A 14,701-nucleotide genomic window follows, 5' to 3' on the forward strand; every position below is an offset into this window, starting at 1 on the left:
CGCGCGAAGTTCATGACGTCCGGGGTAATGGAAAGCCCGCACCATTCGTCTATTGTCGCGCGACAGATGGAGGCGCGCGATGCTGTATGCGGAAGATCTCACCGAGGGCCAGACGTTCAAGCTTGGCAGCTACACGATCGGCGAGGCCGAGATCCTGGAGTTCGCCGGCAAATATGATCCGGTGCCAATCCATGCCGATCCCGTCGCGGCCGCGGCAGGCCCGTTCGGCGGACTGATCGCAAGCGGTTTCAACACCATTGCGATCTATCAGCGGCTCGTCGTGGAGGCGATCTGGACCAAGGTGGCGGGGATCGTCGGGCGGAGCTTCGAGATCCGCCTGCCGAGCCCGGTTCGGCCCGGCGCCACGCTCACCGGCCAATCCCAGATCCAGAAGATCACCATCAGGCCGGAGCGGCGCGACGCTGTCGTGATCTTCAAGACGGAGCTGGTCAACGACGAGCAGCGCCCGGTTCTTGTCCTCGTGCTCGACGCGCTGATCCGCATGCGGCCGGCGGAGCAGGGGCCGGCATAGGCGCGGCCTGAGGGGCATCCCGAAGTCATCCGCCTCGGACGGCCGTCAGCGCCTCTACGTGTTCCCCACACGCGACCTTGTCGTCGCGCAATGTTGCGGCAATTATGACAAGCCGGCGGCAGAACGGCAGCGCATCAATGACGTCATCATCGACGAGGTCGTGCTGCCCGGTATTTGCTTCGTCGATGCGCCGAACGCATTCGACCCAGACGGATGTGCCGCCGTGAAACGCAGCAAGCAGACGAACGGAGAGATCGAAGCCAGGCGGCGCAAGGCCGAGGAATGGCTCCGCATGCAGACCCGACGCGCCGCTGAACGGCAACGGCTTCGCGACTACAAGATTGCGCTGGCGCGCGACGAGGTTGCCGTCGATACGACGCGGCTTGCGCCCTCGAACAGCTATTCGACCCCCGACTTCGTGCTGCGCGGAACCTATCGACCGGAGCCCTTCATCTGCAAAGACTGCGGCGTTGCCGAGGTCTGGACGCCGTTGCAGCAGAAATGGTGGTACGAGACCGCCAAGGGCGATGTATTTACCGCGGCGGTGCGCTGCCGGGCCTGCCGCACCAGGGAGCGCGCGCGCAAATCCGCCGCACGCCGCGTGCATCTGGAGGGACTCGCAAGGAAGAAGCCTCCCGTCTCGTAGCGATGGGCGTGACTTCAGGGTCGCACTTAACATCTGATACGCGGGGAACCGCTGCGCAGGCGGTCAATGCGTCGCGCGTGCGGAACGTTTCGGTGCCTGATCGGTTCGAGACCTTGAAGCCCCCGATGTGGGGTGCGGGCGGGGAGGAACCAGCCAAGGAAAACTTGTCAAGGAAACCTGTCAAGGAAGCCATCGCGGCCGGAACCAACGAGAAGGAGCAGCGGATGAAACTCAATTCCACGCAAGTCAAGCAGACCATGACGCAACTGAATGCCCAGGTGCTTCCGGACGATCACCCGGCCGTGGCGCAACTGAACAGCGTGTTCGGTGAGCACACGTTCTTCGTCGACACCAGCGGGCTCAAGGTGCTTGAACCGGCCCAGACCTCCGACATGCCGGGGCAGACCGGCGAAGTCGTCAGTCTCGCCGAGTGGAGCGATCCGGAGCTGACCTCGCTTCGGCCGCACGAGCCCGAGCCGACCGGCGTGCTCATCGCGCTTGAACCCAGCAAGCACTGAAGCGTTCCAGCGCGAAGTGAATACCGGTTCGCGCAACCAAAACGCCATCAAGCAAGGGGATTGAGAGCATGATCCGATTCAATCGGATCATGCTCTTTGTGCTGCATCGTGCGACACCGCGATCGGCCGTCCTGATGGCGACAGCCCCGACGTCGCATCAAGAGGTGCCGAAAGTCACATGGCAAATCAGCGCCGCCTGCGTATGCATCGGTTTGAGATGGGTATCCAGGCGGTGAGGGGCAGATGGGGATCGTGCGGCGCTGGAGCCCTGACGAGGACGAGAAGCTCAGAGAACTCGCCAGGGCCGGCAAGAACGCTCTCGAGATCAGTAACGAACTGACCCGCAGCGCTTCGGCCGTGCGCCGGCGCGCCGAGGTCCTGTCGGTCCTGATCATGGCAAAGGCGTTTCGCGCGCGCCCCTCGCATGTCGCCACCCATCTCGAGCGGGTCGCGATCGACGCGATCCGCAACCGCCGTCCGTTTCCCGCGGGCGTCGGCCCGAGCACCATTGCCGGAATGATCGAGAAGGGCTGGATCGTCCCGGAGATGGGGCGCAGATACAACGTGACCGATGCCGGCGTGGAGGCGGTGCGGCGGAAGATTCCGAGCGGCTGAAGGGAATGCCGGCTGCACGCCGGGCGCGCCATGCCGAAGCGGCTCGCTCTTCCGGTGGGGGAAGGCGGACTATTCGCGAGCGAACGCAAGATTTCGCGCCCGAGACGGATGTCCCATCCGTTCAATCATCGGGTCGCGACGACCTGCGGCCTCTCTGTGTCCTCTTCAGCCCACCGATCTGATTGCGCCGATGCTCAACGCCCAGCCAGCCCAAACCGACCGATACCAAGCCGACCGATACCAGCGTTTCGCCGATCTCGCTGTCACCGTCGGTGACGCGATCAATGCGATCGCCGGGTTGAATCCGGCTCAGCGTACAGACGTGGACTTCCTCGAACGCGAATTTATCCCTGCAATGGGGCTCAATGACGAACTGCTTCATGAGCAGCCGCCGGAGCTGGCGCCGAACTTCGGCAAGGGCCTCCACCTCTGGCAATATCCGAACCAGCTTGCGCCATATCTCGCCTGGCTTGCGCGCAATGCGTCCGGCATCTCCTCATACATGGAGATCGGCTGCCGCTGGGGCGGCATGTTCATCCTGGTTACGGAGTGGCTCAGGAACAGCGGCGCCGACCTCAAGACCGTGATTGCACTCGATCCGATCGCGCCGACGCCCTTTATCTCGACTTATTTCGATCTGCTGCAGCAGCAGGCCGCTATCGAGCCGATCTACATGCAGGATTTTTCGACCTCGCCGCTGGTCGGTGCGCATGTCGACCGGCTGAAGCCCGACTTCGTCTTTATCGACGGCGATCACAGCCTGCGCGGTGCGCTACAGGATCATCTGCTGGTGCGTTCCCACGCCCGCATCATCGTGCATCATGACATCCATTCCCAAGCCTGTCCGGATACCACGCTGCTCTGGAAGGCGCTGAAGCAGTTGGAAGCACCAAGCTTCGATACGTTCGAATTCACCAGCCAGTATCCGTCGGTGAATGGCTCATTCCTCGGCATCGGCGCCATGAAGCGGCGATCGGCCCAGATGTAGGACCGGTAGCCGGGCAATCGCCGCGATCACGAGCTCGCGGGCCGATCGCGGAGGTTCAGCTTGCTCTTGTCGCCGCCGGCCCAGGCCAGGGTCTTCGGGTCCATCACGCGGAACCAGAGCGGCGGGATCGCCGCCAGCCCGAACATGCCGGTGTAGCCGTTCGGCAGCCGCGGGATGTCGTCGAAATCGCGCAGCGACTGGTAGGGGCGCATCGGGTTGGCGTGGTGGTCGGAGTGACGTTGCAGGTGGAACGTCATCAGGTTCGAGACGATGTGGTTGGTATTCCATGAGTGGCGCGGCTCGACCGCCTGGTAGCGGCCGTTCGGCAGCTTCTCGCGTAGCAGCCCGTAGTGCTCGACATAGTTGGCCTGGGTCAGCGCGTACCAGCCGAGGAAATGGTGCGCGACGATGAACGGCGCGACCTTCCAGCCGAACAGCGCGATCAGGACGGCCGCGACGACGAGCGTCAGCGCAAAGCCCTGCAGGATCTCGTTGTTGATCGACCAGACCGGCTCGCCGCGGCGGGTCAGCCGTTCGGCCTCGTTGCGCCAGCCGCGCTTGAACGCACCCGGCAGCTCGCGCGTTGCGAACGCATAGATCGATTCACCGAAGCGCGCGCTGGCGGGGTCTTCGGGCGTTGCGACCCAGGTGTGGTGGCCGCGATTGTGCTCGACGCGGAAATGCGCGTAGCCGACCGCGCAGTTGGCGAGCATGCCGAACAGGATGTTGAGCCTGTCAGGCTTGTGGCCGAGCTCGTGCCCGATCAGGAGCGCGCCGCCATTGATGGTGCCGACGCCGAGCAGCAAGGCGACATAGGACCACCACGGCAGATCCTGGGTGCCGAAGAAGGCGATCAGCGCGACGTAGTTGATCCAGGGAAATACCACGGTGATGCGCGCGAGCCGCAGGTAATAGGGATCGGCCTCCATCGCGGCGACCACTTCCGCCGGCGGATTGTGGGTGTCTTCGCCGAACACGACGTCGAGCAACGGGATCAGGATGAAGATGAAGACGAAGGGGATCAGCGTCACCAGCGGATTGTGTGTCCGCAGGAACAGCCAGTAGGACAACAGCGGGATCAGCGGCGGAATGAACGAGAGCATCCAGAGATAGCGTTTGCCGTCCCGGTAGGTGATCGTTTCGCCAGCAGCATTGGTGCCCGTGAAGATCATCGCATTCCCTCCAGCATCTCTTGCGAGGCGGCGTTCGCCATTGTTGGGCCAAGCATGCCGCCAGGCGGGCCTGCGCCGCCAGTTCACAACAGGCCAATTTTGTGGCATTTTGCGCCAAGCTTGTTCGGCCGGACGTTCGCGAGGGGGAGGTCGCCGACGCCATGCACGGATCGGAATCCGATGCCCTTCGCACGCCGGTCTCCGCGGTCTATGCGCGGGCCCTGGTGCGGGCATTTGGCCAGACGCGAGGCGATCGCGACGAGCTGCTGAAGGGCACCGGAATTCGGCTCGAGGCGCTCGACCAGCCCGGCGCTCACATGCCGGTATCCTCGCTGGTGGTGCTGGCGGCCAACATCACCCGCCGGCATGGCGAGCTGTGGCCGTTGTCGGCCGCGGCGGTGTGGTCGACATCGCTGCAAGGCGCGCTCGATGTCGCGACCAGGACGGCGCCGACCATCGCGGATGCGTTGGCGACCGGCGCGCGCTTCGGGTCGACCCGCGCGCCCTTCGTCCGCAACCGGCTGCGCAAGACAGCGCGCGCGATCCAGATCGAAATCTCTCCCGCCGTCGCGATGGACGAAGCGCTGTGGCACGCCGTGGCGCTGGCGGTCAGCCTCAACGTGCACGCCGTGTACGAGCAGCTGCTCGAGGATGCGATCGGTGAGGCGACACTGCAATTTCCCTGGTCGCCGCCTGCGGGCGCGGAGCGGCTGCTCGAGCATTATTCCTGCGCGGTGAAGTTCAACGCCGCCGCCTTCATCTTCGAGGTGCCGAAAGCGCTCGGCGCACGGCCGTCGCCGTTTGCCGATCCGCAATTGCACGCCAAGGCCATTGAAGCGCTCGAGGCGATCGAAAATCCGCAGCCCGACACCGCGGCGCTGGCGGGGATCGTCGAGCGCCTGATCGCGGCGCGCCTGCCGCAGCGCCTCGGTGAGGAGGAGGCCGCGCGCCTCGTCGGCACTTCGCGGCGAACGCTGGTGCGGCGGCTCGCCGAGACCGGCTGCGCCTTCCGCCCGCTGCTCGACGGCGTGCTACGCGAGCGCGCGAGGATCATGCTCGCGGCAGGCACCCAATCGCGCGACCAAATGGCGGCCGCGCTCGGCTATACCGACGCGACGAGCTTCAGCCGGGCGTGCCGGCGGTGGTTCGGAGAGAAGGGCGGGCGGGATTAGGGCGCGGTCAATGGCTCGCGCAAGCCCACAGACCCTGGTGGACGATACGCAGACTTAAGCGATGCCGATCCCGTCAATGCGTATGCAGGGCGTCGTAGGCGTGCGCAAAAAACACAGCGGCGCTGAGGAGCAGCAGCGCGACAATGGTCGCTTCCATCATGACACTTCCCCATTATTAATTGGGAGAAGTGGTACCGGTCAAATGTTTCCGCCCGGTTTCGTCCGCTGATGAAAATGGTTTCGTGGCAGGATCGCTGCAACAATCGGCTGCCGGATCGAGCTCGCGCGGTGCTCGGATCGCTCGGCATCGATACTGTGACGCCGACCTAAAAGCTACGCCGCCGGGCCCGAAATGGTTTGTCCCGGCGGCGCCCTGTCATTCCCAGCGCTAGGGCCCTGAAATTCCCAGTGTCATTTCCTTAGCAGATCCGCGGAGAGACGGCTGTTGCCGAACTCACACAAGCTTCTAAGAGAGGAGCCGACGCCAGGGCCTACACGTCAGCTCCTCCGAAACGTGACCGTGCTGCGTCCCCAACGGTCCCGTCCCTCTGAGAAGCCTGCGCCGATCTAGTTGCCGATTTGCTAACCGTCCCCTCTCGTCGGCAGGGCGGCCGATACCATCACTCCAATTCTGATATCGTTTTTCGGCGAGCCTGGCCGGGAGGTAATCCCTATTCGTGCTATTGGCGGCAGGAACGAGCGGTGGTTTTGGAAGTAGTGTCTTCCGGCTCCCGGCTCTCATACCCCCAACCCGGCTGGGAGCCACAGGGGCGGCCTCGGCGCGCGGCGTCGGGGTCGTTCTCATCTTGCAGCATCGCTTCAGAAGAGACGCAACGCGAAAACGCTCACTCAGAACGAAATGAGCGCGGCTTAAATTATTGATCTATCGGTAAAATCGCTGGCGCGCTCGGAGAGATTCGAACTCCCGACCCTCGGAATCGAAATCCGATGCTCTATCCAGCTGAGCTACGAGCGCGTAGCGGGTCGATTATCAGACTTGGGCGGGGAGGGCCAGCAGGCAGGCACGGAGCGCGGCACCCAGCGGTGCCGGCACGTCCCGCCGTCTCCCTTATAGCCGTCAGAAGCAGGGATGCCGGCGGTGGTCCTGGCCGATATAGGCGGCCGCGCTCTGGTAGCACTTGTTGCGCGGGGAGCCGTCGTAATAGGCGAAGCTGCCGGCAGTCGGGCCGGGGCCGTAATTGTGCAGATAGCTGATGTGGTAGGGCAGGCCCCAATGGGCGTGGTGGTGATGCCGGTGGTGGCGCGGATGGGCCGTGAGGTCGGCCGCAGCCGCCGGGGTCAGGGCCATCACGGCCAGAGCGAGGGCGGCGAAAAGCTTGGTCTTGGTCATGGGCGGCCTCCGGTCATTTACGGGAATCGGCATTGTGGGCCGCCCCGGGGTCCATTTAACCCGGAAGCGGGGCCAAAAGCTGCGGGAAATCAGCCACAGCGCGCCAAATTTTGCCTTTTTGCGGATGCTTAACGGATTGCCAACACAGTCCGGCCAGAGTCTTGCGGTCAGGTCCCCCCGGGCCCGGCCTTTCCCGCGGTTTCGAACGATCCATGCGCATCACGCCCCTTGTCGCCTTGCTGCTCTCGGTTCTGGCCGCGACGCCCGCGCGGGCGGTGCTGCACATCACGCGCGACCATGGCGGCTATGTCGAGGAGTACAAGGCTAAGTACAAGCAGATCCGCGAGCGCCGCGAGCGCGTCGTGATCGACGGCATCTGCAACTCGGCCTGCACGCTGGTGTTCGGCATCGTGCCGCTGAACAAGATCTGCGTTACGCCGCGGGCCAGCATCGGCTTCCACCAGGCCTATTACGACAAGGCCTTCACCTTCGGCATCAAGGTCACCAGCCTCGAGGGCACCTCCGACCTGATGTCCTACTACCCCGATACGGTGAAGGACTGGATCCGCCGCAATGGCGGGCTCACCACCGAGATGAAGAAGATCAAGAACGGGATCGATCTCTGGAAGATCGTCGATCCCTGTCCGGAAGAGTGGTAGGCGCGGACGCGCTCGCGCTTCGAACCTCCTTCCTCAGGTCCTTGTTCTAGGTCTTCGGGCTTCAAGTCTTCGGGTTTCAGGTCTTGGGCCTGACGTCGCCATCCGACACCAGCAGCACGGACGCCTTCGACTTGCCGAGCACGGCCGCTGCGATGCTGCCGAAATTCAGGCTGTCGCCCTGGATGCGGTCGACGCCGATCACGACGAGGTCGGCCCGGCTTGACGCGATTTCCTGCAGGATCGCGACCTCAGGTGCGGTGTTGGCACGTAGCCGCGTCGTTACGTTGATGTCGTAGCGCGCCGCGGTCGCCGCGATGTCCTTCAGGATGGCTTCCTCATGCGCCAGCGACATGCTGGGGCTGGTGCGGCGGGCGCCCTTGTCGCGTGTGGTCGAGACGTAGACCACCTGCAGCGGCTCGCTCGAAAGGCGCGCCAGCGCGATCGCGACCTCGGCGCCGCGCCGCGAGACGTTGCTGCCCGAGACCGGCACCAGGATCTTCCGCGCATTCGACGAAGCCGCGCTGCTCATATTCCTCGCGCTCCAGCCGCTCCTTCTCGTCCCGGCCGAGCGGCAGCCGCGCCAGCGCGCCGCGCAGCATCGGCGGCATCGCCACGTGGTCAGGATCGCCATGGTCACGATCATCGAGAACATGGTCTGGCTCAGCACCCCCATCGACAGGCCGATGGTGGCGATGATCACCTCGGTCGAGCCGCGCGCATTCATGCCGCTCGCCAGCGCATAGGACTCCTGCCGGGTCAGCCCGCCGAGCGCACCGCCGACAAAGGCGCCGCCGAACTTGCCGATGCTCGCAATCAGCACCAGCGCCGCGGTCAGCCCCAGCACCGACGGATCCTTCAGCACCGTGAGGTCGGCGCTGAGGCCGGCAAGCCCGAAGAATACCGGCAAGAACAGGCTCGAGATCAGCCCGCGCAGCCGCTCGTCGGTCTGCCGGGTCAGGATCGGGGATTCCCCGACCAGCACGCCGGCGATGAAGGCGCCGAGCACGGTGTGCACGCCGATCAGATGCGTGATCATCGCTATCCCGCTCATCAACAGCAGGATCGCGGTGATCACCGCCGCCGAAGAGACCAGATTGTCGTTGGCCCAGCGGATCAGCCGGAACACCACCCGCCGGCCGATCGTGAAGCTGACCGCGAGGAAGGCGAGGGTGGAGAACTGCGCCTGCGCGACCGAGAGGATGTCGAGGCTGCCGCGCGAGGCAAGGCTGAAGATGACAGCGATGATGATCCAGCCGAGGGTGTCCCCCAGCGGATCACCATGGCATCTCCGATTTCCAATTCCGGCGCGGCTCGGCCGGCTTGCCGCATGCGATCAACGCCCGGGTTCCGAAAGCGATCCCCTGGGTCAGATTTTGGAACAGAGGCACCGGCGGTTCGTTTTGCTCAGGATGCGTTCATCCTGGTGATGCGAATGTCTCCATGAGCGAGCCTGACCGCCGGAGCGGCTGTGGCTCAGCTCGCGCGAACGGGAGGCTGCAATGGCAACCAGATCCAATCTTTCGAAGGCTGAACTCGCGCGTAGCGTTGCCGGCGCTACATCGGCATTGGTGCTTAGTGCGCTCGTCCTGTTCGTCGCCGCGCATCACTTGAGCGGCGGGTAGGAAGGCGGCGCGTGCCGCGCTGATCCATCAAAGCAGGAAGGTCCCGATCAGGAGGCCGGCCGCAAATGCCCACAGCCCGAGGGTGCAGGCCGATATGACCCGGACGAGATTGCGCAAATCCACGTCCTGCCAGCTGCTATGGGACCGATACGTCAATTGCAGGCACCCCCTGCGGTGGCCGCCTTTGCTTCGCTTTTGCGCTTCGCTTTTGCTTCCTGGGCCGACAGCCTGTTCCCGATAGGTGCCGAAATGAAGGCAACCGGTGGTGGCACCCGATCACGCATTTGCGAGCCCGCCGCCTAACGCGCGATGAGATCGGGTGCCGTCGTCATCGCGTTCTAGCTCGTTGTTTGAGCATGATTTTTTCGAAAAATCGCTGCGCACTTTCCCGGATCATGCTCGGGCGTGCGGTATTGTCTTGCTGTCTGTGGGGGCGCCCGCGGCCGGTCAGGCGGCCCGGCGCTTGCGGGTACGTGCCGCCTTTTTCGCCGAGCGCGACCGCTCCGCCGCGGGGCGGCTCGCGGCCGCCTTGCCGCCGAGCTTGCCGCCCTTGCGCGACGGGGAATGATCCTCGCGCGTGCCGCGGCCGGAGCCGCTCTTCTTGCCGCCGTGGGTCTCCTTGTTGACGGTCGCCCATGCGCGCCGCTCGGCTTCGCGATCCGGAACGCCACGCGTCTCGTAGCCTTCCTCGATGTGCTCGGCCTGCCGTTTCTGCTTGTCGGTATAGCTCGACTTGTCGCCTCTGGGCATCGCGCTCTCCTGTCTATTTTGATCGAGACGTCCGCCGGACTTCGGCCGTGTCGTCGTTCGGCTCGACGACCTCGAATCTGGACCGGCTGAAGCGGCCCAATCCGCTGAGCTCGTAATAGCCGTCACGTTCGATATCCTTTGTCACCTCGTAGACGCGTCCGAGCGAGAGCGTCTCCCGCTGCAACGTGTTGTCGACGCAGCGAACGTGAAAAATCTTGCCGGTTTCGGCCATGCGCTCATCCTGAATTGTTGGTCTGGTTCGGCGTTACTTATCGCGCAACGTCACGATCGCAACCGGCAACCCTGCCGCGGGCCGATCACGAAATTTCGTTCGGTAACTTCCATTCGGGCGCCGGTTCGAACACTTCGCTGTCGCCGGGAATTCGCTTCATGTGATAGCCGGCCGGCAGCACCTGGCCCGGCGCTTCATCCGCCACCGGAACGTCGAAGATCAGTCCGCAGATCAGTGCATGTTCCCACGCTTGCTTCTCCGTCGGAAAAGCCTTGTCGATCTGTCTGTCGCGATCGAACAGCGCGTAGGGCATCTGGCATCCTCGCTGCATTGGCTTGGCGTAGGCGGCTCGCTTGTCGTTCGCCCGATATGTCGAAAACGTCCGTTGCCGACCGGTGTTCCTAAATTCGCCCGCCAGCCGCGAACGCCGAGCCGCTCCCTTGCATGATATCGCTGAGATATTTCGCCGGTGGCTTGCCGAGCGCCTTCTTGAACATGGTGATGAAGGCTGTGACGGATTCATAACCGAGCTCGGACGAGACCTGCTGAACGCTCGCGCCGGCGGAGAGTTCGCGCAACGCGACGATCAAATGCAGTTGCTGACGCCAGCGTCCGAATGTCAGGCCGGTTTCCCTCAGGATGAGACGCGCGAGACTGGTCTCGCTCAGCGCCACGCGTTCGGCCCATTCAGCGATCGTGCGGCGATCGGCCGGATCGTCGGCGAGCGCTGCCGCGATCCGTCGCAAGCGTGGCTCGGGCGAGATCGGCAGATGCAGCTGCTGCAGCGGCATGCGCGGCCATTCGCTCAGCAGCAATTGCGCAACGAGGGTTTCAGTGCCGTGGTCCTGCTGCATACGGTCGGAAAGCGCGATGATCAGCTCTCGCAGCAAGGGTGAGATCGACAATGTGCAGCAGCGGTCGGGCAGGTCGGCCGCACCGGGCTCGATGAAGACGAAGAAGATTCGTGCATTGGCGGTTGCGATATTGGTGTGGCGCGTGCCGCCGGGAAGCCAGACGCCGCAATGCGGCGGCACCATCCACAACCCGTTCGGAACGCGGCACATCACGCCGCCGCCGAGTGCGAAGACGAGCTGTCCCTTCCGGTGTGCATGCTCGGCTGCCTCGACCTTGTTTTCGGTGACGTCGAGGCGCACGGCGATGGCCGTTGCCGCGACGTCATCCGGATCAAGGTCCGGCCAGGGATAGCGAAGTTGAAAGCCCATAACGGAGCTGGAAACCCGTCGAGTGACCGAATTTAGCGATCGATAGAATAGATATGTAAATTCTTCCGACAGCCAAGTCGATAGCTTGGCGCAGATGGGCAGGAGCATGCGATGACGATGATAGCGCCGATGCGCACGCTGGGCGGGCAGGGGCTGTTGTTGATGGGGATCCTGCTGATCGCCTCCACGCTCCGCGCGCCCATTACCGGCGTCGCGCCGATGCTCGGCATGATCGGTGAGACCATCGGGATCAGCGCGGCCGAGGCCGGAATCCTGACGACGCTGCCCTTGCTGGCGTTCGCCGCGATCTCACCGGTTGCAGCTGTGCTCGGGCGCGAATGGGGCATCGAGCGGTCGCTGTTCGGTGCGCTGCTTGTCATCGCGGCCGGGATCGCGCTGCGCTCGTCCGGTCCGGTCTGGGCGCTGTTCGCGGGCACCGCCACCATTGGTGCCGGAATCGCCGTTGGAAATGTGCTGCTGCCGAGCCTGCTCAAGCGGGACTTTCCGACTCGCATCGCCAGCCTGACCGGCGCTTACGCGATCACGTCCGCATTGGCCCAGGCGCTCGCATCTGTCGTGGCCATCCCGCTCGCGCAATTGCCGGGATCGAACTGGCATCTCTCGCTTGCGAGCACGCTGATCTTTCCGTTGGTGGCGCTGATAGCCTGGGCACCCCAGCTGGGCACGCACGCGGCCCCGACGGTCGAGCCGGCCTCGCCGCCGCATCGCGGGCGCATCTGGCACTCGCTGCTCGCCTGGCAGGTGACCGGCTTCCTCGGCCCGACCTCTTTGGTGTTCTACATCATCGTCGGATGGCTGCCCGCCATCCTCGTGCAGGCAGGTTACGCGGCGGCGACGGCGGGTACGCTGCACGGTGTGCTGCAATTGGCGACCGCGCTTCCCGGCCTGATCCTCGGGCCGATGGTCCGGCGCATGAAGGACCAGCGCGGGATTGCGATCGCCGTGTCGCTTGCGACCTGCCTCTCGCTGCTGGGATTGTGGCAGTGTCCGTCGCTCGCAATGCTGTGGGTCGCGCTGTTCGGCTTCGGGGCGGGTGCAGCCTTCATCCTCGGCTTGACATTCGTCAGCTTGCGTACCTCGCACAGCCATCAGGCGGCAGCGCTGTCGGGCATGGCGCAGTGCCTGGGCTATTCGCTCGCCGCCGCGGGCCCGCCGCTCGCCGGACTTGCCCATGATGCGACCGGAAGCTGGGAGGTTGCGCTCGCATGCTGCGTCGTCGCGACGGTGTTGATGGCAGTCCTGGGCCGATCAGCCGGCCGTGCGGCGACAATCTGATTGTCGTTCGATGCGGAAATATCGCGAGCCAGATCCCACTCGCCACAAGGCGCGGCGGCGGGCGGTCGGTTGTCTGCGCCGCAGGCGCGCGCTACAGAAGGCGGGAAGCTTCGCAAGCAAGAGCCAAGGGAAAAGTATCGTTGAGGACATCTGCCAGCACGCGCATCGTGATCGGATCGACGCTCTTTGCCTTGGCGTCGAGCGCATTCCTTTTTCTGGTTCCTCCGAGTCCGATCGACAGGAACCTGCTGCGTGGCGCCTTCCGTGTTTACAAGGGATATGCGTATCTCATCCCCGTCAAATACGTGGACGGCACGCTCGAGACTGCCCGATTGTACGAAGACGACCGGCTGCTCGGCCCCGCGAACACCGCCCAGCAAGAGATCATCGACAAGGGTGCCGGCCGCTTCGCATTTTACCGGGACACCTGGAATTACTTTGGCCCGGCCTTGATGTTCTCGACAAGCGACAACACCGAACCGAATACCAACGGCAGGAAGTATCACCTGAGATGACGAACTGACCTGCGCTGTGTCCGGCTGTCGTCACGTCGTGCGTATCACGCCCAGTTCCTTCGACCGTTGGAGAAGAGCCGGCCGGTAAGGCGGGGAGGGATCGTCGTCGTCAGGGATGGCGCAATGGCCGAACTCCTGCTGGATGCGCTGGATCTCCATGACCCGATCGTTCAACCGCTGCAGATGCTCAAGCGATGTTGCCTTCCAGTAGCGGAAGGTGTCGAGCGTAATCGGCACGAAGGCGGTGCCGAACAGCGTTGGATCGGGCACGATGGTCCGCCCGAGCAGCAGGTAGCGGTCCTGACCGACGATGACGAGGGTGGCATACGGCCGCCCTTCACTTACCCTGAGGCCCTTCAACGAAAGTTCGCACAGCTTGCTGAAATAGGGTTCCTCGCGCCAGCGGTCGGGATCATCGAGGTCGACCTGCACATTCAGCGCGTCGAGCCCGAAATGCGGCACCATGCCCGTGGTCTCGGGAAACCAATCATCATCGAGGTGGCCTTGCAGCCAGGCACAGCTGAATGAGCGGCACTGCCGGGGACGCTCGTGGTAGATCTCGCATCCGCCACCCGCCAGGATGTGGCTGCAGACCGTATTCACCGGCTTGCTGAGATCGGTCACCTCAAGCACCTTGCAGCAGAGGGTGCATGATCCACATTTTCTGACCGTCGGAGCCACGGGAAAGCCGAGGGCCCACGAGCCCTGCCGTTCGCGGAGGAGCAGCTTCTGCTTCTCCAGCGTGCTCAGTGCACGCTCGACCTTGAGACGCGACAATCTGGTCACGCCGATAATATCTTTCGTCGTCGTCGCGCCGCTCTCGACCGCCCGAACGACGACCAACGCCACTTGATCCATTGTTTTTCTTCTTGTCCGGCTCGTGGCCGGCTCTTCTTGTGCAGTGTTTTTGGCCGCCGGTATTCGGCGACGGTATATTCCAGTGCAATCCGGAACGTGCCGCGACCGACGGCTGCGAGATTCTGCCGAAGCGTATCGGTGAGGGCGACGTGTCGCATCCGATAAACGCGCATGGCATCCCTGAGGACAAATCGTCGTGATTGGCAGCGCGTGCGGCCGGCGCTTCGCGTGAGAGGACTGGCGAGGTCCGCGAGCTCGCGAGCCTCTGTCACCGCGGCAAGTCGACCCGACGGGCAACTCAGTGAAAACCTGTCAAACCACTGACCGCGCAACACAGCCAGTGTCGTCCCTGCCTAGTGCGCAATTGCGCACGGGAGCAGGGACCCATAACCACAAATGCTGATTGTTGCGCGATGCTGATACGACGAGTCCCGTTCACAACAACCGCCGCGGAGTATGGGTCCCTGCTTTCGCACTAGGTGGTGTGGACTCTAGGGATTCCCTTTTAGGAGCAAATCAGATTCAAGGCTGCTTTTGGGGAGGCCGCCTTGG

The 14,701-nt window shown here is 63.9% G+C and carries 17 protein-coding genes, 1 tRNA gene and 1 pseudogene; 9 read left to right on the plus strand and 10 right to left on the minus strand.

Going from position 1 to position 14,701, the window contains the following annotated elements; translation table 11 throughout:
• Nucleotides 1-79: 79 nt before the first annotated feature.
• From Q2M23_RS20190 to Q2M23_RS20205, 4 genes are all read left to right on the plus strand, one after another.
• A complete protein-coding gene (locus Q2M23_RS20190) occupies nucleotides 80-532 on the plus strand; it encodes a MaoC/PaaZ C-terminal domain-containing protein (RefSeq protein ID WP_076831284.1) in 453 nt (150 codons plus the stop codon).
• 58 nt (nucleotides 533-590) lie between these two features.
• Nucleotides 591-1,178 carry a zinc-ribbon domain containing protein gene (locus Q2M23_RS20195; protein ID WP_229191671.1) on the plus strand — a complete coding sequence of 196 codons (588 nt, stop codon included), beginning with the start codon at nucleotides 591-593 and terminating at the stop codon, nucleotides 1,176-1,178.
• 224 nt (nucleotides 1,179-1,402) lie between these two features.
• A complete protein-coding gene (locus Q2M23_RS20200) occupies nucleotides 1,403-1,696 on the plus strand; it encodes a hypothetical protein (protein ID WP_016846480.1) in 294 nt (97 codons plus the stop codon).
• 243 nt (nucleotides 1,697-1,939) lie between these two features.
• Complete coding sequence (locus tag Q2M23_RS20205; RefSeq protein WP_016846479.1) at nucleotides 1,940-2,311, plus strand: hypothetical protein; 372 nt, start codon at nucleotides 1,940-1,942, stop codon at nucleotides 2,309-2,311.
• Between the two features lie 121 nt (nucleotides 2,312-2,432).
• Here the strand turns inward: Q2M23_RS20205 and Q2M23_RS20210 are convergent, their stop codons facing one another.
• On the minus strand, nucleotides 2,433-2,693 hold the full coding sequence (locus Q2M23_RS20210; protein ID WP_316396765.1) for a hypothetical protein: 261 nt from the start codon (nucleotides 2,691-2,693) through the stop codon (nucleotides 2,433-2,435).
• On the opposite strand from Q2M23_RS20210, the gene Q2M23_RS20215 reads away from it, so the two are divergent.
• Complete coding sequence (locus Q2M23_RS20215) at nucleotides 2,667-3,299, plus strand: hypothetical protein (RefSeq protein WP_316396766.1); 633 nt, start codon at nucleotides 2,667-2,669, stop codon at nucleotides 3,297-3,299. The two genes, Q2M23_RS20210 and Q2M23_RS20215, sit on opposite strands and share 27 nt — an antisense overlap.
• A gap of 26 nt (nucleotides 3,300-3,325) precedes the next feature.
• Here Q2M23_RS20215 and Q2M23_RS20220 read toward each other — a convergent pair whose 3' ends face one another.
• On the minus strand, nucleotides 3,326-4,471 hold the full coding sequence (locus Q2M23_RS20220; protein WP_316396768.1) for an alkane 1-monooxygenase: 1,146 nt from the start codon (nucleotides 4,469-4,471) through the stop codon (nucleotides 3,326-3,328).
• A 161-nt stretch (nucleotides 4,472-4,632) separates the two neighbouring features.
• On the opposite strand from Q2M23_RS20220, the gene Q2M23_RS20225 reads away from it, so the two are divergent.
• Nucleotides 4,633-5,643, plus strand: a complete 1,011-nt coding sequence (locus tag Q2M23_RS20225) for a helix-turn-helix domain-containing protein (RefSeq protein WP_316396770.1) — start codon at nucleotides 4,633-4,635, stop codon at nucleotides 5,641-5,643.
• Nucleotides 5,644-6,542: 899 nt separating this feature from the next.
• Here Q2M23_RS20225 and Q2M23_RS20230 read toward each other — a convergent pair.
• Together Q2M23_RS20230 and Q2M23_RS20235 are read right to left on the minus strand one after the other, a co-directional pair.
• Nucleotides 6,543-6,619 (minus strand) — tRNA-Arg (locus tag Q2M23_RS20230).
• A 102-nt stretch (nucleotides 6,620-6,721) separates the two neighbouring features.
• The gene (locus tag Q2M23_RS20235) at nucleotides 6,722-6,994 is read right to left on the minus strand and encodes a hypothetical protein (RefSeq protein WP_076831273.1); all 273 of its coding nucleotides are present in this window, start codon (nucleotides 6,992-6,994) and stop codon (nucleotides 6,722-6,724) included.
• Nucleotides 6,995-7,206: 212 nt separating this feature from the next.
• Here Q2M23_RS20235 and Q2M23_RS20240 point away from each other — a divergent pair, with 212 nt between their 5' ends.
• Nucleotides 7,207-7,653, plus strand: a complete 447-nt coding sequence (locus Q2M23_RS20240) for a hypothetical protein (RefSeq protein ID WP_028339233.1) — start codon at nucleotides 7,207-7,209, stop codon at nucleotides 7,651-7,653.
• Between the two features lie 76 nt (nucleotides 7,654-7,729).
• Here Q2M23_RS20240 and Q2M23_RS20245 read toward each other — a convergent pair.
• The 5 genes and pseudogenes from Q2M23_RS20245 to Q2M23_RS20265 all read right to left on the minus strand — a co-directional run.
• Nucleotides 7,730-8,923: pseudogene (locus Q2M23_RS20245) on the minus strand (cation:proton antiporter); the annotation flags it as partial.
• A gap of 799 nt (nucleotides 8,924-9,722) precedes the next feature.
• On the minus strand, nucleotides 9,723-10,025 hold the full coding sequence (locus tag Q2M23_RS20250) for a hypothetical protein (protein ID WP_050385697.1): 303 nt from the start codon (nucleotides 10,023-10,025) through the stop codon (nucleotides 9,723-9,725).
• Between the two features lie 13 nt (nucleotides 10,026-10,038).
• Entirely contained in the window at nucleotides 10,039-10,257 is a 219-nt protein-coding gene (locus Q2M23_RS20255; RefSeq protein WP_316396774.1) for a hypothetical protein, read from the minus strand.
• 85 nt (nucleotides 10,258-10,342) lie between these two features.
• Nucleotides 10,343-10,570 (minus strand): hypothetical protein, encoded by a 228-nt coding sequence (locus Q2M23_RS20260; RefSeq protein WP_076831268.1) that lies wholly within the window; start codon nucleotides 10,568-10,570, stop codon nucleotides 10,343-10,345.
• Nucleotides 10,571-10,658: 88 nt separating this feature from the next.
• Entirely contained in the window at nucleotides 10,659-11,480 is an 822-nt protein-coding gene (locus Q2M23_RS20265; protein ID WP_316396776.1) for a helix-turn-helix transcriptional regulator, read from the minus strand.
• 111 nt (nucleotides 11,481-11,591) lie between these two features.
• Here Q2M23_RS20265 and Q2M23_RS20270 point away from each other — a divergent pair, with 111 nt between their 5' ends.
• Together Q2M23_RS20270 and Q2M23_RS20275 are read left to right on the plus strand one after the other, a co-directional pair.
• The gene (locus Q2M23_RS20270) at nucleotides 11,592-12,776 is read left to right on the plus strand and encodes an MFS transporter (RefSeq protein ID WP_316396778.1); all 1,185 of its coding nucleotides are present in this window, start codon (nucleotides 11,592-11,594) and stop codon (nucleotides 12,774-12,776) included.
• 140 nt (nucleotides 12,777-12,916) lie between these two features.
• Nucleotides 12,917-13,291, plus strand: coding sequence for a hypothetical protein (locus Q2M23_RS20275; protein ID WP_316396780.1), 375 nt, complete (start codon nucleotides 12,917-12,919; stop codon nucleotides 13,289-13,291).
• Nucleotides 13,292-13,321: 30 nt separating this feature from the next.
• On the opposite strand, the gene Q2M23_RS20280 is transcribed toward Q2M23_RS20275, so the two are convergent.
• Nucleotides 13,322-14,149 carry a YkgJ family cysteine cluster protein gene (locus tag Q2M23_RS20280; protein WP_316396782.1) on the minus strand — a complete coding sequence of 276 codons (828 nt, stop codon included), beginning with the start codon at nucleotides 14,147-14,149 and terminating at the stop codon, nucleotides 13,322-13,324.
• Between the last annotated feature and the right edge of the window lie 552 nt (nucleotides 14,150-14,701).

This window comes from Bradyrhizobium sp. 33ap4 (genome assembly GCF_032654765.1).
Classification (GTDB): domain Bacteria; phylum Pseudomonadota; class Alphaproteobacteria; order Rhizobiales; family Xanthobacteraceae; genus Bradyrhizobium; species Bradyrhizobium australafricanum.

Excerpts from the sequence above, each read along its gene's own strand:
- Q2M23_RS20260 (WP_076831268.1), bottom strand. The coding sequence starts at position 10,570 with ATGCCCTACGCGCTGTTCGATCGCGACAGACAGATCGACAAGGCTTTT.
- Q2M23_RS20210 (WP_316396765.1), bottom strand. The coding sequence starts at position 2,693 with ATGAAGCAGTTCGTCATTGAGCCCCATTGCAGGGATAAATTCGCGTTC.
- Q2M23_RS20190 (WP_076831284.1), top strand. The coding sequence starts at position 80 with ATGCTGTATGCGGAAGATCTCACCGAGGGCCAGACGTTCAAGCTTGGC.
- Q2M23_RS20250 (WP_050385697.1), bottom strand. The coding sequence starts at position 10,025 with ATGCCCAGAGGCGACAAGTCGAGCTATACCGACAAGCAGAAACGGCAG.
- Q2M23_RS20225 (WP_316396770.1), top strand. The coding sequence starts at position 4,633 with ATGCACGGATCGGAATCCGATGCCCTTCGCACGCCGGTCTCCGCGGTC.
- Q2M23_RS20235 (WP_076831273.1), bottom strand. The coding sequence starts at position 6,994 with ATGACCAAGACCAAGCTTTTCGCCGCCCTCGCTCTGGCCGTGATGGCC.
- Q2M23_RS20215 (WP_316396766.1), top strand. The coding sequence starts at position 2,667 with ATGGGGCTCAATGACGAACTGCTTCATGAGCAGCCGCCGGAGCTGGCG.
- Q2M23_RS20255 (WP_316396774.1), bottom strand. The coding sequence starts at position 10,257 with ATGGCCGAAACCGGCAAGATTTTTCACGTTCGCTGCGTCGACAACACG.
- Q2M23_RS20200 (WP_016846480.1), top strand. The coding sequence starts at position 1,403 with ATGAAACTCAATTCCACGCAAGTCAAGCAGACCATGACGCAACTGAAT.
- Q2M23_RS20220 (WP_316396768.1), bottom strand. The coding sequence starts at position 4,471 with ATGATCTTCACGGGCACCAATGCTGCTGGCGAAACGATCACCTACCGG.
- Q2M23_RS20240 (WP_028339233.1), top strand. The coding sequence starts at position 7,207 with ATGCGCATCACGCCCCTTGTCGCCTTGCTGCTCTCGGTTCTGGCCGCG.
- Q2M23_RS20265 (WP_316396776.1), bottom strand. The coding sequence starts at position 11,480 with ATGGGCTTTCAACTTCGCTATCCCTGGCCGGACCTTGATCCGGATGAC.
- Q2M23_RS20205 (WP_016846479.1), top strand. The coding sequence starts at position 1,940 with ATGGGGATCGTGCGGCGCTGGAGCCCTGACGAGGACGAGAAGCTCAGA.
- Q2M23_RS20270 (WP_316396778.1), top strand. The coding sequence starts at position 11,592 with ATGACGATGATAGCGCCGATGCGCACGCTGGGCGGGCAGGGGCTGTTG.
- Q2M23_RS20280 (WP_316396782.1), bottom strand. The coding sequence starts at position 14,149 with ATGGATCAAGTGGCGTTGGTCGTCGTTCGGGCGGTCGAGAGCGGCGCG.